This is a genomic window from Streptomyces sp. DH12, assembly GCF_020873895.1.
Taxonomy (GTDB): Bacteria; Actinomycetota; Actinomycetes; order Streptomycetales; family Streptomycetaceae; genus Streptomyces.
On sequence record NZ_JAHWGT010000031.1, the window covers coordinates 18199 to 39339 of the forward strand.

At 74.7% G+C, this 21141-nt stretch carries 19 protein-coding genes and 2 pseudogenes; 7 read left to right on the forward strand and 14 right to left on the reverse strand.

The features are described 5' to 3' along the window. Positions 1–82: 82 nt before the first annotated feature. Complete coding sequence (locus LPA54_RS24975; protein ID WP_228981659.1) at positions 83–1018, forward strand: NADP-dependent oxidoreductase; 936 nt, start codon at positions 83–85, stop codon at positions 1016–1018. Positions 1019–1030: 12 nt separating this feature from the next. On the opposite strand, the gene LPA54_RS24980 is transcribed toward LPA54_RS24975, so the two are convergent. Genes LPA54_RS24980 through LPA54_RS24990 form a run of 3 tightly spaced genes read right to left on the reverse strand, consistent with a single transcriptional unit; the run spans position 1031 to position 2291 of the window. Then, on the reverse strand, positions 1031–1345 hold the full coding sequence (locus LPA54_RS24980; RefSeq protein ID WP_228981661.1) for a DUF202 domain-containing protein: 315 nt from the start codon (positions 1343–1345) through the stop codon (positions 1031–1033). Further along, positions 1342–1734 carry a DUF202 domain-containing protein gene (locus LPA54_RS24985; protein ID WP_228981662.1) on the reverse strand — a complete coding sequence of 131 codons (393 nt, stop codon included), beginning with the start codon at positions 1732–1734 and terminating at the stop codon, positions 1342–1344. Before LPA54_RS24985 ends, LPA54_RS24980 begins: the two co-directional genes overlap by 4 nt. Before the next feature lie 38 nt (positions 1735–1772). Beyond that, on the reverse strand, positions 1773–2291 hold the full coding sequence (locus LPA54_RS24990) for an NUDIX domain-containing protein (RefSeq protein ID WP_228981663.1): 519 nt from the start codon (positions 2289–2291) through the stop codon (positions 1773–1775). A 135-nt stretch (positions 2292–2426) separates the two neighbouring features. On the opposite strand from LPA54_RS24990, the gene LPA54_RS24995 reads away from it, so the two are divergent. Both LPA54_RS24995 and LPA54_RS25000 read left to right on the forward strand, forming a co-directional pair. Beyond that, positions 2427–4082 (forward strand): FAD-binding dehydrogenase, encoded by a 1656-nt coding sequence (locus LPA54_RS24995; RefSeq protein WP_228981664.1) that lies wholly within the window; start codon positions 2427–2429, stop codon positions 4080–4082. 480 nt (positions 4083–4562) lie between these two features. Beyond that, the gene (locus tag LPA54_RS25000; RefSeq protein WP_228981666.1) at positions 4563–5030 is read left to right on the forward strand and encodes a hypothetical protein; all 468 of its coding nucleotides are present in this window, start codon (positions 4563–4565) and stop codon (positions 5028–5030) included. A gap of 218 nt (positions 5031–5248) precedes the next feature. On the opposite strand, the gene LPA54_RS25005 is transcribed toward LPA54_RS25000, so the two are convergent. The 8 genes and pseudogenes from LPA54_RS25005 to LPA54_RS25040 all read right to left on the reverse strand — a co-directional run bounded on the left by LPA54_RS25005 (position 5249) and on the right by LPA54_RS25040 (position 11719). Then, positions 5249–5878, reverse strand: coding sequence for a hypothetical protein (locus LPA54_RS25005; protein WP_228981669.1), 630 nt, complete (start codon positions 5876–5878; stop codon positions 5249–5251). Further along, complete coding sequence (locus LPA54_RS25010; protein WP_228981670.1) at positions 5875–7293, reverse strand: hypothetical protein; 1419 nt, start codon at positions 7291–7293, stop codon at positions 5875–5877. The genes LPA54_RS25005 and LPA54_RS25010 overlap by 4 nt, the downstream gene beginning before the upstream one ends. Continuing rightward, positions 7290–8066 carry an ATP-binding cassette domain-containing protein gene (locus LPA54_RS25015; protein ID WP_228981672.1) on the reverse strand — a complete coding sequence of 259 codons (777 nt, stop codon included), beginning with the start codon at positions 8064–8066 and terminating at the stop codon, positions 7290–7292. Before LPA54_RS25015 ends, LPA54_RS25010 begins: the two co-directional genes overlap by 4 nt. Before the next feature lie 29 nt (positions 8067–8095). Next, positions 8096–8518 (reverse strand): hypothetical protein, encoded by a 423-nt coding sequence (locus tag LPA54_RS25020; protein ID WP_228981674.1) that lies wholly within the window; start codon positions 8516–8518, stop codon positions 8096–8098. A 211-nt stretch (positions 8519–8729) separates the two neighbouring features. Beyond that, a pseudogene (locus LPA54_RS25025) lies at positions 8730–9101 on the reverse strand (DUF4440 domain-containing protein); the annotation flags it as partial. Beyond that, positions 9087–9506: pseudogene (locus LPA54_RS25030) on the reverse strand (ASCH domain-containing protein); the annotation flags it as partial. The pseudogenes LPA54_RS25030 and LPA54_RS25025, both read right to left, overlap by 15 nt. A 96-nt stretch (positions 9507–9602) precedes the next feature. Further along, on the reverse strand, positions 9603–11003 hold the full coding sequence (locus LPA54_RS25035) for a GntP family permease (RefSeq protein WP_228981676.1): 1401 nt from the start codon (positions 11001–11003) through the stop codon (positions 9603–9605). A gap of 188 nt (positions 11004–11191) precedes the next feature. Next, positions 11192–11719, reverse strand: a complete 528-nt coding sequence (locus LPA54_RS25040; protein ID WP_228981678.1) for a gluconokinase — start codon at positions 11717–11719, stop codon at positions 11192–11194. Between the two features lie 153 nt (positions 11720–11872). Between LPA54_RS25040 and LPA54_RS25045 the strand changes: the two genes are divergently transcribed. The 4 genes from LPA54_RS25045 to LPA54_RS25060 all read left to right on the forward strand — a co-directional run bounded on the left by LPA54_RS25045 (position 11873) and on the right by LPA54_RS25060 (position 16300). Next, complete coding sequence (locus LPA54_RS25045; RefSeq protein WP_228981679.1) at positions 11873–12574, forward strand: FadR/GntR family transcriptional regulator; 702 nt, start codon at positions 11873–11875, stop codon at positions 12572–12574. Positions 12575–12958: 384 nt separating this feature from the next. Further along, a complete protein-coding gene (locus tag LPA54_RS25050; protein WP_228981680.1) occupies positions 12959–14425 on the forward strand; it encodes an amino acid permease in 1467 nt (488 codons plus the stop codon). Positions 14426–14585: 160 nt separating this feature from the next. Further along, a complete protein-coding gene (locus tag LPA54_RS25055) occupies positions 14586–15671 on the forward strand; it encodes an S-(hydroxymethyl)mycothiol dehydrogenase (RefSeq protein ID WP_228981681.1) in 1086 nt (361 codons plus the stop codon). Further along, a complete protein-coding gene (locus LPA54_RS25060; protein WP_228981682.1) occupies positions 15671–16300 on the forward strand; it encodes an MBL fold metallo-hydrolase in 630 nt (209 codons plus the stop codon). The genes LPA54_RS25055 and LPA54_RS25060 overlap by 1 nt, the downstream gene beginning before the upstream one ends. Here the strand turns inward: LPA54_RS25060 and LPA54_RS25065 are convergent. The 3 genes from LPA54_RS25065 to xylB all read right to left on the reverse strand — a co-directional run bounded on the left by LPA54_RS25065 (position 16284) and on the right by xylB (position 21043). Further along, entirely contained in the window at positions 16284–17216 is a 933-nt protein-coding gene (locus LPA54_RS25065; protein ID WP_228981683.1) for a pseudouridine synthase, read from the reverse strand. The two genes, LPA54_RS25060 and LPA54_RS25065, sit on opposite strands and share 17 nt — an antisense overlap. 87 nt (positions 17217–17303) lie before the next feature. Then, positions 17304–19574 carry an alpha-xylosidase gene (gene yicI, locus LPA54_RS25070; RefSeq protein WP_228981685.1) on the reverse strand — a complete coding sequence of 757 codons (2271 nt, stop codon included), beginning with the start codon at positions 19572–19574 and terminating at the stop codon, positions 17304–17306. Then, positions 19571–21043: a xylulokinase gene (gene xylB / locus LPA54_RS25075; RefSeq protein ID WP_228981687.1), complete on the reverse strand. Its 1473-nt coding sequence runs from the start codon at positions 21041–21043 to the stop codon at positions 19571–19573. Before xylB ends, yicI begins: the two co-directional genes overlap by 4 nt. Positions 21044–21141 lie beyond the last annotated feature (98 nt).

Below are 21141 nucleotides of genomic sequence, written 5' to 3' on the forward strand. Positions count from 1 at the left end.
AGTACCTCTCTGGCGGAGGGCCGCTGACCCTCCCAGGTTATCCCTGTTTGCCCTATTGATCACCCCGGGGGAGGGTCGTCCCATGAAGGCGATCAGCTACCGCCGCTACGGCGGACCCGAGGTCCTGGAGTTCGGCGAGCGCCCGGACCCGAAGGTGGGCCCCGACGACGTGCTGGTGAGGGTGCGGGCGGCGGCCGTCAACCCGGTCGACTGGAAGTGCCAGGCCGGCTACCTGGACCGGGCCCTGGACGCGTTCTTCCCGGTCGTCCCCGGCTGGGACGTCTCCGGTGTGGTCGTGCAGCCCGGGGTCTCCGTCCCCGAGTTCGACGTGGGCGATGAGGTGATGGGCTACGTCCGCGAGGACGTGCTGTGCCACGGCACCTTCGCCGAGTACGTCGCCGCGCCCGTCCGCACCCTCGCCCGCAAGCCGCGCGCCCTCGGCTTCGAGGAGGCGGCCGCGCTGCCGCTCGTGGGCCTCACGGCCTACCAGGCGCTCCACCGGTCGCTTCGGGTCCGCGCCGGCGAGACGGTGCTCGTGCACGCCGCCGGGGGCGGCGTCGGGGCGATGGCCGTGCAGATCGCCCGCCACCTCGGCGCCCGGGTCATCGGCGCCGTCCGCGACGGCGGCGCCGACGCCGTACGGGAGCTCGGCGCCGAGCCGGCGGTGTACGGCGACGACTTCGTCCGGCAGGTCCGCTCCCTCGCCCCGCAGCGGGTGGACGCGGTCCTGGACACGGTCGGCGGCGAGGTGCTGCGGACCTCGCCGAACCTCCTGGCGCCCGAGGGCCGCCTCGTCTCCATCGCGGACGGCGACGTCGTCACCCTCGGCGGCGCCTACATGTTCGTACGGCCCGACGCGGCGGACCTCGCCGCCCTCGCGGACCTCGCCGACGAGGGCGCCCTGACGGTACGCGTGGCCCGCACCCACCCGCTGGAGGAGGCCGCGCTGGCGCAGCGCGCGGCGATGGCCGGCGGGCTCGGCGGGAAGGTCGTCGTCACCGTCGGCGAGGCGGACTGAACCGCTCCGGCCTCACACCACCACGGCCACGGCGAAGGCCGCCAGCGCGACGGTGCAGCCCACCGCGGCCCAGCCCGCCCCGGCCCCCAGCGCCCTCGGCCGCCCCCGGTCCAGCTCCGCGATCCGCCGGTGAGCCACCGCCAGGAAGGCGACCCACACCAGGAGCGACAGCCCCGCGCCGAGGAAGCCGGCGGCGGAGGTCTCCCCGCCGCCCAGCGCCTGCCGGGCGGCCAGGGCGGCGGCGACCGTGCACGACAGCGTCGTACGCCGCCACGCCAACCGGGTCCGCTCCGGCTGCAGCCCGGGGTCGCGGGGCGCGAGCGTCACCCGGCCCACCCGAAGAACACCACCAGCACCATGGCGAGCGCCACCAGGCCGACCAGGAGGCTCAGCACCGTCGGGAAGCGGCTCACCGGCAGGTCCTCGCCGCGCCGCATCGCCCGTTCGCACCGCACCCAGTGGTTGACCGCCCGCAGCGCGCACAGGGCGCCCGCGCCGAGCAGCAGCAGCGCCATCCCCACCCGCGCCGGGCGCGGCAGGTCGGGCAGGAACTGGTCGACGGCGAACCCACCGCCCACCAGCGCCAGCCCGGTCCGCAGCCAGGCGAGGAACGTCCGCTCGTTGGCGAGCGAGAACCGGTAGTCGGGCGTCTCGCCCTCCTCCCGCACCCGCTGCGGCGAGAACCACAGCCGTACGCTCCGCCCGAAGTCACCCACCCGATCACCCTAACCGGGCCGGCCCGGAGCCGGGCGCGTCACCGCGCCGCCCGCAGCCTCTCCCACGCGGCCAGCCCGTCCGGCACCCACGGCCACTCCGTCAGACGCTCCGCCAGCTCGGCCTCGGAGAGGAAGGCGTGCCAGGCGACCTCCTCGACCTGGGGCGAGACCGGCAGCGCGCAGCGCACCTCGTACACCCGCGACCACCACGAGCCGCGGCCGCCGGGGCCGTCGTCGTACAGGAACGTCAGCACCGGCTCCGGGCGGGGCAGGCCGCGCACGCCGAGCTCCTCCTCCGCCTCCCGCAGGGCGGCCGCGTCGTACGACTCGCCCGCGCCGACCACGCCGCCGACGAACATGTCGTACAGCGAGGGGAAGGCGAGCTTGGTCGCCGTGCGGCGGTGCACGAAGATCCGGTCCTCGGCGTCGCGCGCCAGCACGAAGACGCAGCGGTGCCGCAGGCCGCGCGCGTACACCTCTCCTCGGGGCAGCCGCCCCACCACCTCGTCGTGCTCGTCCACGACGTCGAGCAGCTCGTCGGCCGGGGATGCGTCCATGTCGGGTCCTTCCGGTGCCTGGGCCGCGGGTTCCGCGTATCCCGATGATCCTCCTTCCGTCCGCGAGGGTTGACGTGCCACCACCGCGTACCGAGGATCGGAGCACTTCGATCGACCCCCGGAAGGGCGGCCCCCATGGCGTACGACGCTGACGTGATCGTGATCGGTGCGGGACTGGCCGGGCTGGTCGCCACCGCCGAACTCGTCGACGCCGGACGGAGCGTCATCCTCCTGGACCAGGAGCCGGAGCGGTCCCTGGGCGGACAGGCCCACTGGTCCTTCGGCGGCCTCTTCCTCGTCGACTCGCCCGAACAGCGCCGCATGCGCGTCCGCGACAGCCACGACCTGGCCCTCCAGGACTGGCTGGGCACCGCCGGCTTCGACCGTCCCGAGGACCACTGGCCCCGCCGGTGGGCGGAGGCGTACGTCGACTTCGCCGCCGGCGAGAAGCGCGCCTGGCTGCACCGCCAGGGCGTCCGCTTCTTCCCCGTCGTGGGCTGGGCCGAACGCGGCGGCTACGACGCCACCGGGCACGGCAACTCCGTCCCCCGCTTCCACATCACCTGGGGCACGGGCCCCGGCCTCGTCGCCCCCTTCGCCCGCCGGGTGCGCGCGGGCGTCGGCCGGGGCCTGGTCCAGCCGCGGTTCCGGCACCGCGTCACCGGCCTCGGCCGCACCGGCGGCGTCGTCGACACCGTCAGCGGCGAGGTCCTGGAGCCGTCCGACGCGGCCCGCGGGGCGGCCAGCAGCCGCGAGGTCGCCGGCGCGTTCGAGTACCGCGCCCAGGCCGTCGTCATCGCCTCCGGAGGCATCGGCGGCAACCACGACCTGGTCCGCGCCCAGTGGCCCGAGCGCCTGGGGACCCCGCCGGAGCGGCTGCTGTCCGGCGTCCCCGCGCACGTCGACGGGCTGATGCTCGGCATCGCGGAGAACGCCGGCGCCCACCTCGTCAACGGCGACCGCATGTGGCACTACACCGAGGGCATCGAGAACTGGGACCCGATCTGGGCCCGCCACGGCATCCGCATCCTCCCCGGCCCGTCCTCCCTCTGGCTCGACGCCCTCGGCCGCCGCCTGCCCGTGCCGCTCTTCCCCGGCTTCGACACCCTCGGCACGCTGGAGCACATCATGCGGACCGGCCACGACCACACGTGGTTCGTCCTCGACCAGAGGATCATCGGCAGGGAGTTCGCCCTCTCCGGCAGCGAGCAGAACCCCGACCTCACCGGGAAGTCCCTCCGCGGCGTGCTGGAACGGGCCCGCGCCGACGTGCCCGCGCCGGTCCGGGCCTTCATGGAGCGGGGCGTCGACTTCGTCGTGGAACGCGACCTGTCCGCGCTCGTCCGCGGCATGAACAAGCTCACCGGCGAGCCGCTCGTCGACGAGGCCGCGCTGCGCCGCGAGATCGTCGCCCGCGACCGCGAGATCGCCAACCCGTTCACCAAGGACCTCCAGGTCACCGCCATCCACGGAGCCCGCAGGTACCTCGGCGACCGGCTGATCCGCACGGCCGCCCCACACCGCATCCTCGACCCGAAGGCCGGCCCCCTCATCGCGGTGCGCCTGGGCATCCTCACCCGCAAGTCGCTCGGCGGGCTGGAGACGGACCTCTCCTCGCGCGTCCTGACCGCCGCGGGCGAGCCCCTGCCCGGCGTGTACGCGGCGGGCGAGGCGGCCGGGTTCGGCGGCGGCGGCGTCCACGGCTACCGGGCCCTGGAGGGCACCTTCCTCGGCGGCTGCCTCTTCTCCGGCCGCGCGGCGGGCCGCGCGGCGGCCCGCGCGGTGGTCTGATACGCCGCCGCCCCGGAGAAGTCCTCGTCACGGCACGCGACGAGGCACACCGCCTCCGGACGGTGACACGGCAGGCGCTCTGCCGGGTCAGGCTGCTCACCGACGACCAGGGGGGTGCTCCTCGCCGCCGAGCGGGCCTGTCGGTGCACGCGGGACGTGTCGACCGCGGACGACCAAACCGGGCGGGACGCGCTGGACGACCAGGCGAGAGACGCGATCGAGGCGTTCGTGGCCCGCGCTTCGCCACTGGTCCGCTGACGTGCCGAGCAGATGCCCGCCGGCGCCCGTGGAGCGGGTCCGGCCCGGGGGCGGGGGTCACGGCGGCTGGTGGAACTGGGCCGTGCCCGCCTCGGAGCCGGCACGGACGACTCCCTTGTCCGGTGGCCCCCTCCGCCCTCCGCCCCGGCCTTCACCCTGGAGCCCTCTTTGCCCCTGCGGACAGGTAGTGCCATCCGCCTGACATCCCTGTTCCTGTCGACCGTGCTCACGGCCGCGACACTCACCGGTTGCACGCTGCTGGAACTCGCCAGGGACTGCGAGGGGACCGCCCACCGGGTGAGGGAGGTGGCGGCGCTCGACATCCTCGACTCCCGCCCCGACGGGGCCGCCGCCGCCCGGGGGTTCGAGGAGGTGAACGCCGGCTGCTGGGCGGACAGCGGCGAGGTCGTGGTGTACGCCGACCGGACGTACGCCTTCCCCGGCACACGGGCCGAAGTGACCGCGCACTACCGGACGGCGGTGGTACGGGACGGATGGATCCCTGGCCGCGAAGCCTTGCCCGGTGAGCTGTGCTTCACCAGAGAGGGCATGGCCCTGTGGATCGCCTTCCTCACCGCCGAGCGCCTCGAGGAGGACGGTCACGGAAGCCGTCCCGACCTCACCACCGGGGCCGGCTACTCGGTCGGCGTCGAGTCGTATGTGGGTAGCGGTGCCGAGGCGAGTTGCTGACCTGCGATGGCCCGGGTCGCTCCCTCGCCGTGGTGGTCACCGGCGGTGGCCGGCCGGGCCGGACAAGACTGCCGAGTCCTGCCAAGCAGCCGTCACGCTCGCCTCACTCCTGATGTGGGCGTGACACATCGACGACAGCCCTGGGCCCTGTCCGGAAAGTAGCGCCGTCTGCCCGGAGGACAGGCGCCGTGGCCCAGGCGGGACTTTCCGGACGGGGCCTAGGCCCGTTCCGCCCGTTCGCCGCGCCGGGGGGAGCCCGTCGACGCCGCGACCAGCCCCGCGGCGCCCAGCACGGCGGCGATCAGCGCCGCCGAGCCGCTGGCCGGGCCGTGGATGGACCACGCCCAGGTCTCGGGCGTGTTGTCCCAGCCCACGCCCAGCAGCAGCGTCGGCCCGAACATCGCGAGCGGCAGCAGCCAGGCCAGACCGCTGCCGAAGAGCCGGGCGCTGACCATCGCGAGGCCCAGGTACCCGACGACGTTGCGGACGGCCGCCCCCGTCATCCCGGCGGACGCGCCGGCGAGCAGCGGCAGGGCGGCCAGCACCGTCCCGTAGAGCAGCGTGGCCGCCATGTGCGCGGTACGGAGCAGCCGCATCGGTCGGGCCGCCGTCTCCTCCAGGTCCGCCATGGGGGAGTACAGCGTCGTGGCGAGGACGACCGCGTGCACGACCGGCACCACCGCCGCCAGCGGCACGCTGTAGTCGACGAGGTGGCGCAGGTCGGGGAGGGACACCCGGCTCCCCGCGTACACCGCCGCCACGACGGCAACGCCCAGGCTGACCAGCGCGGCCCGCGGCACGTTGCGGCTGCGGCAGTAGGGCCCCAGCACGGCCCCGACGGCCGTCACGACCCGGACCCACGGGCCGGCCCGGCGCCGCCCGGGGCGCCGCCGGGGGTGTCGCTCGGGGTGCCGGCCGCGCCCGGTGCCCCGGCCTTCGCGGGCGGTGCGGCGGCCTTCGGCAGCGCCGGCATCGGGCGGCAGGCCCGGACCGCTCCGGCCGCGTCCTCGATCCACCGGTCCTGCGCCGCGCGCGGCGCCGCCGTGAACCGCTGGAGCGCCGCGTCGAACTGCTCGCTCCAGAACGGCGCGGGCGAGCCCGCCCGGCCGCGGACGACCGCCTCCAGGAAGAACGTGCCGGGGTAGCCCCCGGTCTCCGCCATCAGCGGCAGGTCGCACCCGGACGGCGGCTGCGGCAGGGACGCAGACATCATCTGGTCCGTCAGGTCCTGCCGGCTCGTCCCGGGCGACATCACGGGCAGCTCCCCGGCCGTCGCCGGGTCGGCGGGCCGCAGCCCGCGCTCGTGGAAGGTGCGGTTGAGGCCCGGTACGGAGGCCAGCGCCGCGTCGACCGCCTCCACGGCGCCGCGGGCGGCCGGCAGCAGGTGCCGGTCGTCGGGCCACAGGCAGGCCGTCGTCCGGCCGGCCGTCGCGCAGGCGGGCCGGTCGGGTTGCGGGGTGTGCACGGCCCAGGCCAGCTCCGGCTGCGCGGGCCGGTACGTGACGAGCGTCCCGGCGCAGACAGCCGCGACGAGCACGGGCGGCAGGAGCGCCACGAGCCGCGGCCGGGTCGACCGGCGGCGCAGCAGGGCGGGCAGCGCCAGGAGGCACAGGGCGGCCGAGAGGCACCACGCCGCCGCCGTCAGCAGCCGCCCGGTGCGCGGTTGGAAGGCCATGTCCCAGTGCTCGTCGATCGCGGGGACGAGGGCGGCCGGGCCGGTCCCGTCCGCGCCGGAGAGGGCGAGGGCGACCAGGAGGCCGTACCAGGCGACGCCGACGAGCGGGGCGACGATCCGGGACGGGACGAGGCTGCCCGCGGCCACCCCGGCGGCGGCCTGCAGCCCGATCACGGCGGCGCCCAGCAGCAGCGGCGACCACACGGGCGCGGTCACGGCGCTGACCCCGGCGGTCCTCGCGTACGCGACGGCCGCGAACAGGGCGTACGCGGCCAGCGCCCACACCATGGCCGACGCCCACACCACGACGGCCTGGGTCCAGGCGCCCCGCGCGCCGGTCGCCGCCCAGTCGAGCGTGCCGAAGCGGTGCGTCCGGCCCGCGGTCCACGCGGCGGCGGCGCTCGTCATGGGGCCCATCACCATGACGGCGAAGACCTGCACCTCGACGGCGGTCTGCGCCCACCAGCCGATCCAGTCGCTGGTCGACGCGTCGTCACCGGCGAAGTGCCACAGGCCGACCGCGGCGATGACGGCGGCGACCCACTTCGTCTCGCCGCGACGCATCTCGGTCCACAGCAGGCGTGTCACAGCGCGGCCCCTTCCGGGCCGACGACGTGGAGGTAGCCGCTCTCCACGGTGCCGCCGTCGCCGGGCAGCGCGCACAGTTCCTCGACGGTGCCGGTGAACCGGACGCGCCCGTCGAGGAGGACGGCGACGCGGTCGCAGGTGTGGGCCACGTCCTCCGCGAGGTGGGTGCTCATCACCACCGCCGACCGGGTGCCCAGCTCGCGGATGAGGTCGCGGAACCCCACGCGCTGGGCCGGGTCGAGACCGACCGTCGGCTCGTCGAGCAGGACGAGGGCCGGGCGGTTGACGACCGCCTGGGCGATGCCGACGCGGCGCAGCATGCCGCCGGACAGCTCGCCCATGCGGCGGTCGGCGTACTTGTCCATGCCGACCAGGGCGAGCGCCTCGCGGGCCCGCTCCCTGCGCTCCCGGCCGGGCACCTTGCGCAGCCAGGCGGCGTACTCGGTGAACTCCAGCGCGGTGAAGCGCGGGTAGAACCCGAACGACTGCGGCAGCACCCCGATGCGCTCCCGTACCCGGCGAACGGTGCGGCGGTCCGCCGCCCGTTCGCCGAGAAGGGTGACGGCGCCCTCCGCGGGCGGCTGGGCGGTGGTGAGGAGGGAGAGCAGGGTGCTCTTCCCGGCGCCGTTCGGCCCGAGGAGGCCCGTCACGCCGGACGGGAAGGTCAGCGACACCCCGTCCAGCGCGGCGAGCGCCCCGTAGCGGACCGACACGGCCTCGACGGCCGCGACCGGCGGGGAGCCGGCCGCGGCGCGTTCGTTGCCAAGGGACACGTTGTTCCTGTCGGTTCTGTCGTGCGGTGCTAGTTCTGCGCGTTCACGTAACCGTAGGCGCGGCTGCCGGGGATGCCGGCCCAGGTCGCCTTCGTGTAGTACTTCTTGTTCGTGCCGGTGCCGGCGTAGGAGCCGCAGCCGTACGCCGAAGAGTAGTTCTTCGACACGGACGCCTTCTTCGTGTCCGGCGCCCAGGAGACGTCCTCGTAGACGTAGCCGCTGAAGGTCTGGACGTGGCTGGTCGGGACGTCGCCGCAGGCACGGGCCTTGCCGCTGCCCGGACCCGCCCAGCGGTCGCCGTCCTCCTTGCTGCCGGCGGTGGCTATGGCGAACGGCAGACGGCTGCCGCTGATCTCGCCCGCGATCGCGCTGAACGCCGGGACGACGACGGCGACGGCGGTGGCCGCCGCGACGACCGCGGTCCTGCCCTTGCCGGACATGAGGTTCCTCATGCGCAACTCCCCCTGATTGCTTGTTCCTTGATCGGTCGCCATCGAGCCTAGGCAGCCGGTTCGGGTACGTCTGTGGCGGAGATCACCATCGGCGCCGATCTGTCGTAAGGGCGGGATCTCGTTCATCCCTGGCCGGAAAGCGCCGGGTTGGTCGCCCTTCGTCGGAATCCTTCCGTCCGCCGGTTCCCGGCTCCTGCCGCTCTTCCGCCGCCGGGGTCGCCTGGTGGTGGTACATGCGCCACGGCGCCCCGGAGTCGTCCGCCGCCCGCCGCCACAGCGAGCTGCGGTACGCCCGCCGGCCCGCCGCCACCGTCTCGTACGTCAGGTGCACGACGTCCGGCGCGAGCAGGACGCCCACCATGGCGGAGGGTTCGTAGCGGGCTCCCCGCGCGTCGCCGCCGGGCAGGTCGGGCAGCGCGGCGAGCAGCTCCTCGCGCCTCCAGCGCCGCCCCGACGCGCCGACCTCCGTGAACTCCGGGTCGAGGAGCCGCCCGGCCTCCTGCCGGGAGGACCGTACGGACGGCTCCAGCAGCCGCAGCTCACCCGCGACGGCCGCGGCCACCGGGTCGAGCGGTTCCACCACCCGGAACCGCTCGCACACCACCGGGGTCGCGTCGTCCACGGTGAACGCCGGGTCGCCGAGCAGGGCGCGCAGCTGTTCGCCATGCCAGAACCGCTCGTGCCCGGCCCGCCACTCGGCGACCGACCGGTGCCCCTCGCCCTCGTCGACGGCGTGCCGCAGGTCGACCTCGCCCAGCGGCACCACCCGCACCTCCGTAACCTCCACCACCGCGACGGGCCGACCGTCGGAGTCGATCAGCGCCGACCGCGACCCGGCGGCGGGGAGCGGCTCGCCCTCGGCCTCGTACGCGGCGAGCAGCCCGGTCGTGGCAGTCTTCGCCCCGGTCAGCACGGCGGCGACCAGCCGGTCGCGCAGCGGGCCCGGGAAGGCGAGCAGGTACGGGGGCAGGTGCGCGACGTCGCTCATGGGCCGTAGCGTCACACACGGCCGCGCCGGGGCGCCCCCGGATTTCGGGAGGCCCCGGCGTCGCGGGTGCGGGAACGGCGCGGCGGGCGCCGGTGGCTACAGCACCAGGGACAGCAGCAGCACGCAGACGATCCCGACGGCGGAGATGAGGGTCTCCATCACCGACCAGGTCTTGACGGTCTGTCCGACGCTCATCCCGAAGTACTCCTTCACCAGCCAGAAGCCGGCGTCGTTGACGTGGCTGAAGAAGAGCGAGCCGGCGCCGATCGCGAGGACGAGCAGCGCCGCGTGGGTGGTGGACATGTCGGCGGCCAGCGGCGCGACCAGGCCCGCGGCCGAGATGGTGGCCACGGTCGCCGAGCCCGTCGCGAGCCGGATGGCCACGGCGATGAGCCAGCCGAGCAGCAGGGCGGGGACAGCCCAGTCCTGCGAGAGGTCGAGGATCACCCGTCCCACGCCCAGGTCGATCAGCGTGGTCTTGAAGCCGCCGCCCGCGCCGACGATCAGCAGGACGCCGGCGATCGGCGCGAGCGAGCGTTCGACGGTCGTGGAGATCCGCTCCTTGGTGAAGCCGGCGGCGCGGCCCAGGGTGAACAGGCCGACGACCACGGCGGCGAGCAGGGCGACCAGCGGGGAGCCGACGACGTCCGTGACCCGCTGCACGCCGTCCCGCGGGTCGTCCACGACGATGTCGACGAGCGCCTTCACCATCATCAGGACGACCGGCAGCATGATCGTCGCGACGGTCGGGCCGAAGCCCGGCCGCTTCGGCGGCGCGTCGTCCGTGCTCCGCTGCGGCAGCATGCCCTCCGGCGCGGGGACGTCCACCCAGCGGGCGGCGTAGCGGGAGAAGAGCGGACCGGCGACGATCACCGTGGGTACGGCCACGACCAGGCCGAGGGCGAGGGTGACGCCGAGGTCCGCGCCGAGCGCGTCGATGGCGGCGAGCGGCCCGGGGTGCGGGGGGATCAGCCCGTGCATGACGGACAGGCCGGCGAGCGCGGGGACGCCGATCCGCATGAGGGAGTGGTTGCCGCGCCGGGCGACCATCAGCACCACGGGGATCAGCAGCACGATGCCGACCTCGAAGAAGAGCGGCAGCCCGATGACCGACGCGATGAGCACCATCGCCCACGGCATGGCCCGTCCGCTCGCCCTGGCGAGGATCGTGTCGACGATCCGGTCGGCGCCGCCCGAGTCGGCGAGCAGCTTGCCGAGGATCGCGCCGAGCGCCACGAGCACGCCGACCCCGGCGACCGTCGATCCCAACCCGCCGGTGAACGAAGCGATCGTCGCGTCGAGCGGCGCGCCCGCGAGGACGCCCAGGGCCAGCGATCCGATGGTCAGCGCCAGGAAGGCGTGCAGTCGGAAGGCGGTGATGAGGACGACGATCAGGGCGATGCCGGTGAGTACGGCCACGCCCAGTTGCGCGTCGCCCGCCGAGGTGATCGGTTCGGCGGCGTCCGCTGCCAGCATCTCGACGCTGAGTCTGGTCACGGGGGGTCCCTTCGCGGGGTCGGTCGGGGGAACGGGGGGGCAGGGGATAAGGGGGGAACCGGAGGAACGGAGGAGCAGGAGGGGCAGGGGAGGGGAGTGCGGGGAACGCGGGGGAGCCAGGAGCGGGGGAGCGGGGCCCGGCGGAGCGGCCGGGGCGGCCGCGGTGTCCGAGGCGCGCCCCCGGCGGCTCAGCCGGTCCGGCGCCGCAGCGCGGCCACCGCCCGGTCGGCGATGTCCTCCGGGGCGCCGGCCACGTCGACCGCGACCCCCGCCTCGTCGTCGCCGAGCGGCTGGAGTGCGGCGAACTGCGAGTCGAGCAGCGCCGTGGGCATGAAGTGGCCCCGGCGCGCCGCCATCCGCTCCCCGACGAGCGCGCGGTCGCCGGTCAGGTGCAGGAAGACGAGGCCGGGCGCGGCCTCGCGCAGCCGGTCGCGGTAGCTCCGCTTCAGCGCCGAACCGCTCACCACGCCGCCGAGCCCCGCCCGCCCCGCGGCCCACCGGCCGATCGCGTCGAGCCAGGGCCACCGGTCGGCGTCGTCCAGCGGGACGCCGGCCGACATCTTGGCCACGTTCGCCTCGGGGTGGAAGTCGTCGCCCTCCGCGTAGGGCACGCCGAGCCGCTCGGCGACCAGCGGTCCGATGGTGGTCTTGCCGGTTCCGGCGACCCCCATCACGACGATGACCAGGGGAGTGTCCGTGGTGTCCGGTGTGTCCATGGGGGCCTCGCTGTCCTGACGCTGTCCGGCGCCGTTCGCGGCGTCGGGACACTGAAACCCATCAGGTACGACGTATTCAACCCCCTGTGATCTAAAAGTCATACGTTTTGTTCACTGTCCTCGCCGGTCCTCGCCGCCGCTTACGCTTGGCGCATGACGACGCAGGCCCAGGGGCTCCATACGCGCGTGCTGGACGCCCTGGGCCTCGCGATCACCGCGGGGGAGTACCCGCCCGGCAGCGTGCTGCGCACCGACGAGCTGGCCGCCCGCTTCGAGGTCTCCCGCACGGTGGTGCGGGAGGTCGTCCGTGTGCTGGAGTCCATGCACCTCGTGGAGTCCCGCCGCCGCGTCGGCGTGACCGTCCGGGCGGCCGAGCTGTGGAACGTCTACGACCCGCAGGTCATCCGCTGGCGGCTCGCGGGCGCCGACCGCCCGCGCCAGCTGCGGTCCCTCACCGTGCTGCGCTCCGCCGTCGAACCGGTCGCCGCCGGGCTGGCCGCCCTGCACGCCACGCCGGAGGAGTGCCGCGCCCTCACGGAGGAGGCGCTCGGCATGGTCGCCACCTCGCGGGGCGGCCGGCTGGAGGCGTACCTCGTCCACGACGTGGCGTTCCACCGCGTGGTGCTGAACGCCTCGGGCAACGAGATGTTCGCCCGACTCGGCGACGTCGTGGCCGAGGTCCTCGCCGGCCGCACCCACCACCACGTGATGTTCGACGATCCCGACCCGGCCGCCGTCACCCTCCATGTGCAGGTCGCCGAGGCGGTGCGGGAGCGGGACGCGGCCCGCGCCGAGGAGCTGACCCGCCGGATCGCCGTGGGCGCCCTGCGCGAGCTGGACGTCCTCGCCCCGTGAGCACCGCCGTCCCGGGGGGATCGGAGCGGCGCCGCGAGTGCCCCGCGCGCGCCGGCGGGCGCCGGCGGTCCGGCCCGCGGGCCTCGTCACCGTATGTGACCACCGGTGCGCCCCCGGGGGTCCGGTGCGCCTGGTGGCCGGTCCCGGACCCCCGCCGTGGCACCGCACCCGGGTGAACCGGTAAGTTACTGCCCCGTACGCAACCGGCACGTAACCTCAGAAACAGCTCAAATCTGCTTTTACGGGGTCTTGACGTGACATGGACCACAGCCAAGCACGGCTGCGGACTGTGACGATGTGCCACTGGCGCCGCCGCGGAGACGACCCCTGCCCCGCGGCCGGCGGGCGCCAGACCCGATCCCCCTCACAAAGGCGACCAACCAGATGAGCGACCGCTCGCTGCCCGCGGCCCCCACCGGGAGCGCCGCAACCCCGGCGTCCCAGACGTCGCCGCACGTCGACGCCGGAGACGCCGGCTACAGCAAGGACCTCAAGTCCCGCCACGTCAACATGATCGCCATCGGCGGCGCGATCGGCACCGGCCTGTTCCTCGGCGCCGGCGGCCGCCTGGCGGGCGCGGGCCCCTCCCTCGCCATCGCGTACGCCGTCTGCGGCGTCTTCGCGTTCTTCGTCGTCCGCGCGCTCGGCGAGCTGGTCCTCTACCGCCCCTCCTCGGGCGCCTTCGTCAGCTACGCCCGCGAGTTCATGGGCGAGAAGGGCGCCTACGCGGCCGGCTGGCTGTACTTCCTCAACTGGTCGACCACCGCCGTCGCCGACATCACCGCGGCCGCCACCTACGCCCACTTCTGGGCCATGTTCAGCGACGTCCCGCAGTGGATACTCGCCCTGATCGCCCTCGCCGTCGTGCTCACCGCCAACCTGATCTCGGTGAAGTACTTCGGCGAGATGGAGTTCTGGTTCGCGATCATCAAGGTCGCGGCCCTCGTGATCTTCATGTGCGTCGGCATCTTCCTGGTCGTCACGCAGCACGAGGTCGGCGGCCACGCCCCCGGCCTCGCCACGGTCGCCGACAACGGCGGCGTCTTCCCGCTGGGCATGCTGCCGATGCTGATGGTCGTCCAGGGCGTCGTCTTCGCGTACGCCTCCGTCGAGCTGGTCGGCGTCGCCGCCGGCGAGACCGAGAACCCCGAGAAGATCATGCCGAAGGCGATCAACTCGATCATGTGGCGGGTGGGCCTCTTCTACGTCGGCTCCGTCGTCCTGCTGGCGCTGCTCCTGCCGTACACCGCGTACTCCGGCGACCAGAGCCCCTTCGTGACCGTCTTCGACAAGCTCGGCATCCCTGGCACGGCCGGCATCATGAACCTGGTCGTCCTCACCGCCGCCCTCTCCAGCCTGAACTCCGGCCTGTACTCCACCGGCCGCATCCTGCGCTCGATGGCCATGGCCGGCTCCGCGCCGCGGTTCACCGCCCGGATGAACAAGGGCCAGGTGCCCTACGGCGGCATCCTCCTCACCGCCGGCTTCGGCGTGCTGGGCGTCGGCCTGAACTACGTCATGCCGGGCGAGGCGTTCGAGATCGTGCTGAACCTCGCCTCCATCGGCATCCTCGGCACCTGGGGCATGATCATGATCTGCTCGCTGCTGTTCTGGTCCCGCTCCACGGAAGGGCGGGTCACCCGGCCGTCCTACCGGCTGCCCTGGGCCCCGTACACGCAGATCGTGACGCTCGTCTTCCTCGCGTCCGTCCTCGTCCTCATGTGGTGGGGCGGCGGCGTGGGCCGGACCACGGTCAACTGCCTGCCCCTGATCGCGGCGCTGCTCGTCGGCGGCTGGTTCGCCGTCCGCAAGCGGGTCAACGCGCTGGCGGCCGGGCAGCCGCGGGACTGACCCCGGGCCGGCCCGCCCGCCCCAGCGGCCCCCGCCGGACAGCCGTCCGGGGGGGGCCGCGCCCGTCTCACCGCCCGTCCGGCCGGAAACGGCCCCCCGCCACGCCCACCGGGCGCGATAGTGGTGCCGTACATCCGCACCGAGGAAGGGACGCGCCGCGATGGCACAGCAGGTCCGAGGGGTCGTGGCCCCGGGGAAGAACGAGCCCGTGCGGGTGGAGACGGTCATCGTCCCGGACCCCGGCCCCGGCGAGGCGGTGGTGCGGGTCCAGGCGTGCGGGGTCTGCCACACCGACCTGCACTACAAGCAGGGCGGCATCAACGACGACTTCCCCTTCCTCCTCGGCCACGAGGCGGCGGGCGTCGTGGAGTCCGTCGGCCCGGGCGTCAGGGACGTCGCCCCCGGCGACTTCGTGATCCTCAACTGGCGGGCGGTGTGCGGCCGCTGCCGGGCCTGCCGGCGCGGCAGGCCCTGGTACTGCTTCGACACCCACAACGCCACGCAGAGGATGACGCTGGAGGACGGCACCGAGCTGTCGGCCGCGCTGGGCATCGGCGCGTTCGCCGAGAAGACCCTGGTCGCCGCCGGCCAGTGCACCAAGGTCGACCCGTCCGTCGCCCCCGCCGTCGCCGGCCTGCTCGGCTGCGGAGTGATGGCCGGCATCGGCGCGGCCGTCAACACCGGCGGGGTCGGCCGCGGCGACACGGTCGCCGTGATCGGCTGCGGCGGCGTCGGTGACGCCGCGATCGTCGGCTCCCGCCTCGCCGGGGCCGCCCGGATCATCGCCGTCGACATCGACGACCGGAAGCTGGAGACCGCCCGCTCCATGGGCGCCACCCACACCGTGAACAGCGGCACCACCGACCCCGTCGAGGCGATCCGCGAACTGACCGGCGGATTCGGCGCCGACGTCGTCATCGAGGCGGTCGGCCGCCCCGAGACGTACCGGCAGGCGTTCTACGCCCGCGACCTCGCCGGCACGGTCGTCCTCGTCGGCGTCCCCACCCCCGACATGAGGCTGGAGCTCCCGCTGCTCGACGTCTTCGGGCGCGGCGGCGCGCTGAAGTCCTCCTGGTACGGCGACTGCCTGCCCTCCCGGGACTTCCCCATGCTCGTCGACCTGCACCAGCAGGGCCGCATCGACCTCGGCGCCTTCGTCACCGAGACGATCGGCCTCGGCGACGTCGAGAAGGCGTTCGCGCGGATGCACGAGGGAGACGTCCTGCGCTCGGTGGTGGTCCTCTGATGGCCGCCCGCGTCGAGCACCTCGTCACCTCCGGCACCTTCTCCCTGGACGGCGGCACCTGGGACGTCGACAACAACGTCTGGATCGTCGGCGACGGCGCGGAGGCCGTCGTCATCGACGCCGCCCACGACGCCGACGCCATCCTCGCCGCCCTCGACGGCCGGACGCTGCGGGCCGTCGTCTGCACCCACGCCCACGACGACCACATCGGCGCCGCCCCCGCGCTGGCCGCCGCCACCGGCGCCCGGATCCTGCTCCACCCGGACGACCTGCCGCTGTGGAAGCTCACCCACCCCGACCACCACCCGGACGGCGCGCTCACCGACGGGCAGACCCTCACCATCGCGGGGACCGACCTGACCGTCCTGCACACGCCGGGCCACGCCCCCGGAGCGGTCAGCCTGTACGCACCCGACCTGGGCACCGTCTTCACCGGCGACACGCTCTTCGCCGGCGGCCCCGGCGCCACCGGCCGGTCCTTCTCCCACTTCCCGACGATCATCGACTCGATCCGCGACCGGCTGCTCGCCCTGCCGCCGGAGACGGTCGTCCGCACGGGCCACGGCGACACCACCACGATCGGCGCCGAGGCCCCGCACCTGGAGGAGTGGATCAGGCGGGGCCACTGAGGGACAGGCGGCTCACGCACCGCACCGGGACGCCCGTGAGCGGGTCGGTGAACTCCAGCCTCCGCGCCAGCAGCCGCAGCGGACGCGCGTAGTCCTCCGGCCCGTCCTCCCGCACCACCGGGTACAGCGGATCGTCCACGATGGGCACCCCCAGCCGGGCCATGTGCACCCGCAGCTGGTGGGTCCGGCCGGTCGCCGGCACCAGCCGGTACCGGCCCAGCCCGCCCCCGTGCGCCAGCAGCTCGACCCGGCTCTCGCTGTTCGGCTCGCCCGGCACCTCGCGCGCCGCGAGCACGCCCCGCTCCTTCACGATCCGGCTGCGCACCGTCACCGGCAGGGCGAGGCCCGGGTCGTACGGGGCCACCGCCTCGTACTCCTTGGCCACCCGCCGGTCCCGGAACAGCGTCTGGTACGCCCCCCGGTGCTCCGGCCGCACCACGAAGAGCACCAGCCCGGCCGTCAGCCGGTCCAGCCGGTGCGCCGGCTGGAGCCCCGGCAGGCCCAGGTCGTGCCGCAGCCGCGCCAGGGCCGTCTCGGCCACGTGGCGGCCACGCGGCGTCGTCGCCAGGAAGTGCGGCTTGTCGGCGACCACGATCCGCTCGTCACGGTGGACGATCCCCACCTCGAACGGCACCCGCTCCTCCGGCGGCAGCTCCCGGTGGAACCACAGGTACAACCCCGGCGCGTACGGCTCCCGGCCGGTGACCGGCCGCCCGTCCGCCCCGACGAACGCCCCGCCGGAGAGCATGGTGTCCACCCGCCCGGCGCCGATCGCCGCGGCGTACCGCTCCACCAGGTGGTCCCGCACCGTGGGCCAGACCCCGTCCGGGTCGGCCGGCAGCCGCACCCGCGCCGGGTCCACCCCGCCGCGCTGCCCGAGCGGGGCCGCGGGCGCCCTCGTTCCACGTCGTGCCACACCCCCACCGTAGCCACCGCCCCGCGCGCACCCGGCACGGGGCGGCCGCCCGGGGTCAGCGGTCCGGCACGGGGCGGCCGCCCGGGGTCAGCGCAGCGGTACGACGACCTCGCCGGTCCCGCCGGCGGACCCCGCGCCCACCACGCGCACCCGGAACGGCCGGTCCGTGCCGGCCGCCGCCACCCGCACCGCGCCGGCGTCCCGGACCACCGTGAACCGCGCCGCCTCCGCGCCCGCCGGGTCCGGCACCGACACCACCGCGCCGTCCGCGTCGGGCTGGACCAGCAGCGTCAGCCCGTCCAGCCAGTCGCCGTCGGGCCGCTGGTCGTCCGCGCCGAGCGGCAGCACGGCGCCCGGCCGCACGTACAGCGGCAGGCCGTCGAAGCCGTACGTCTCGCGCCGCCACACCGGGCCGGCCACCCGCGCCCCGGTCAGCAGGTGCGTCCACTCGCCCTCCGGCAGGTAGAACTCGACCTCCCCGTCCGCCGAGAACACCGGCGCCACCAGCAGGTCGGGGCCGAGCATGTACTGCCGGTCCAGCGGCCGGCAGCCGGGGTCGCCGGGGAACTCCAGCAGCATCGGCCGCATCAGCGGCACACCCGTCCGGTGCGCCTCCACCGCCGCCGCGTACAGGTACGGCATCAGCCGGTGCTTCAGCTCCGTGAACTGCCGTGCGACGTCCACCGCCTCCTCGCCGAACTCCCACGGCACGCGGTACGACATGTTCCCGTGCAGCCTGCTGTGCGACGACAGCAGCCCGAAGGCCAGCCACCGCTTGAAGACGGCCGGCTCCGGCGTGCCCTCGAAACCGCCGATGTCGTGGCTCCAGAAGCCGAAGCCGGACAGGCCGAGCGACAGCCCGCCGCGCAGCGACTCCGCCATCGCCTCGAACGACGCGAAGCAGTCGCCGCCCCAGTGGACCGGGTACTTCTGCCCGCCGGCCGTCGCCGAACGGGCGAACACCACCGCCTCGCCGTGTCCGCGCTCCTTCTCCAGCAGCTCGAAGACGCACTCGTTGTACAGCTGGGCGTAGTAGTTGTGCATCCGCTCCGGGTCGGAGCCGTCGTGCCACACGACGTCCGTCGGGACGCGCTCGCCGAAGTCGGTCTTGAAGCAGTCGACGCCCTGGTCCAGCAGGACCTTCAGCTTGCTCTGGAACCATGCCCGCGCCTCCGGGCTGGTGAAGTCCACCAGCGCCATCCCGGCCTGCCACAGGTCCCACTGCCAGACGTCCCCGTCCGGCCGCCGCACCAGGTGGCCGAGGGCCGCGCCCTCCGCGAACAGCGCCGACTTCTGCCCGATGTACGGGTTGATCCACATGCTGACGCGCAGCCCGCGCTCCTTGAGCCGGGCCAGCATGCCCTGCGGGTCGGGGAAGGTGTCCGGGTCCCACTGGAAGTCCGACCACTGGTACTCGCGCATCCAGAAGCAGTCGAAGTGGAACACCGACAGCGGGATCTCCCGCTCCGCCATCCCGTCGACGAAGGACACGACCGTCTCCTCGTCGTACGAGGTGCAGAACGACGTCGTGAGCCACAGGCCGAACGACCACGCCGGCGGCAGGGCGGGCCGTCCCGTCAGCGCGGTGTACCGGGCGAGCACCTCCTTCGGCGTCGGCCCCGCCACCACGTAGTACTCCAGCGACTGGTCCTCGACGCTGAACTGCACCTGGCCCACCGACTCCGAGCCCACCTCGTACGACACCCGGCCCGGGTGGTTGACGAAGACGCCGTACCCCCGCGACGACAGGTGGAACGGCACGTTCTTGTACGCCTGCTCGCTGCTGGTGCCGCCGTCGGCCTGCCAGATGTCGACGCTCTGGCCGTTCCTGACGAACGGGGTGAAGCGCTCCCCGAGCCCGTACACCTGCTCGCCCACGGCCAGGGCCAGCTGCGCGACCATGTGGTGCGCCCCGGAGGCGTCCTCCACGAAGGCGGTGCCCTTCGACTCCACCGCGGTCAGCCGCCGCCCGTCCGCGTCGAGGAACGTCAGCCCCCACGGCCCGTCGCGGTCCAGCCGCACCGTGAGCGGCCCGCTGGTCAGCTCGGTGACCGAACCGTCCCGGCGGGTGCGGGCGAAGCCCCCGCCGCCCGCGTCGGCCCCCGGCAGCGCGAACTCCGGCCCCCGGTGCGCCTTGCCCGCGTGGTGGGTGGCGCGGACGCCGATCACGCCCTCGGCGGGGGAGAAGCACTCCACGGTGAGCAGCGGCGAGTTGAGCGTGTGCCCGCGGTGCTCGACCCGCCTGACCGCCGCGTACGCGGTGACGTGGTCGTCGCTGACGTGCAGGTCGCGCACCTCGGTCGCGTACGAGGCGCGGACGCCGTCCCGCATCAGCCAGAAGCCGTCGGTGAACTTCATCGGTGTCCCTGTGTGGTGAGGAGAGGGGTTGCCCGGTCGAGTGCGGAGGCGATCCGGTCCAGCGTGTCACGGTCGGGTGCGACCGGCGGCAGCGTCTCGCCCCCGCCCGCGTCCCACGCCGCCGCGAGGGCGACCGGGTCGTCCCCGGTCGCCGCGCCCGCCGCCAGCGCGGCGGCGCCGAGGGCGACGAGCTCGCTGCCGCGCGGCAGCACGACGGCGCGCCCGGACAGCCGCCGCACGGTCTCCACCCAGACGCGGCCGCGGGCGCCGCCCCCGACCAGCCGCAGCGGCGCCTCCCCGTCGGCGCTCCCGCCGGGGGCCGCGGGCAGCTCCGCCAGGGCGCGCAGCAGGGTGAAGACGGCGCCCTCGTAGGCCGCGCCGAGCAGCTGCCGCGGCGTGGTGGTGTGCCGCACCCCGGTGATCAGCCCGGCGGCGCCGGGCAGGTCGGGGGTGCGCTCGCCGTCGAGGTAGGGCAGGACGACGGCCTCGCCGCCCGGCTCCGCTTCCTCGCGGTCCAGGCCGAGCAGGGCGGCCATCCGGTCGACGGCGAGGGTGCAGTTGAGGGTGCAGCCCAGCGGCAGGTACGTGCCGTGGCCGTCGGCGGCGGCGAAGCCGGCGAGCGCGGCCGTCGCGGGACGCGTCCGGGTCGCCGCGAAGACGGTGCCGGAGGTGCCGAGCGACACCGCCGGGTGGTCGAGCAGCCCCCGCGCGCCGAGGCCCAGACCGGTGGCGGCGGCCATGTTGTCGCCCGTCCCGGCGGCGACCGCGACACCGGCGGGCAGGCCGAGGGCCCCGGCGGCGGCCGGGGTGAGCGTGCCGACGCGGGTGCCCGCCGACGGCGCGACCTCCGGCAGCAGCGCGGGGTCGAGCTCCAGCAGGGAGAGCAGCTCCGGGTCGTAGGCGCCGGTCGCGGTGGAGTACCAGCAGGTCCCGGAGGCGTCGCCGGGGTCGGTGACGGCCGTGCCGGTGAGCCGTTCGGTGAGGAAGTCGTGCGGGAGGCGCACGGCGGCGGCCGCGTCGGCGTGGCGCGGCTCGTGCTCGCGCAGCCACCGCCACTTGGCGGCCGTCATGGACGCCACCGGGACGGATCCGGTGCGCTCCAGCCACGCCCCGGCGCCCAGCGCCGCGGTCAGGGCGGCCGCCTGGGGCGCGGAGCGGGTGTCGTTCCACAGCAGGGCCGGCCGCAGCGGGCGTCCGGCGCCGTCCAGGACGACGAGCCCGTGCTGCTGGCCGGCCACGGCGAGGCCGGTCACGGCCCGCGGGTCGGCGCCGGCCTGGGCCAGCGCGGCGGCCACGGCCTCGGCGAGCGCGGTCCACCACCGCTCGGGGTCGCTCTCCCGGGCGCCGGCCTCGCCGGTCACGGTGTGCGGGGCGCGCCCCACCGCCAGCAGCCGGCCGGTGGCGGCGTCCACGACGGCCGCCTTGGTGGACTGCGTCGAGCTGTCCACGCCGATGACTAGGTGATCCATCTTTTGATCGTACACAGAACAAATTGGCCGCCACCAGGGTTGCCGTCGGCCTGTCCGGCCCTGCCCTCTTGGCGGGACGCACGGCTTGCGCTATTAGT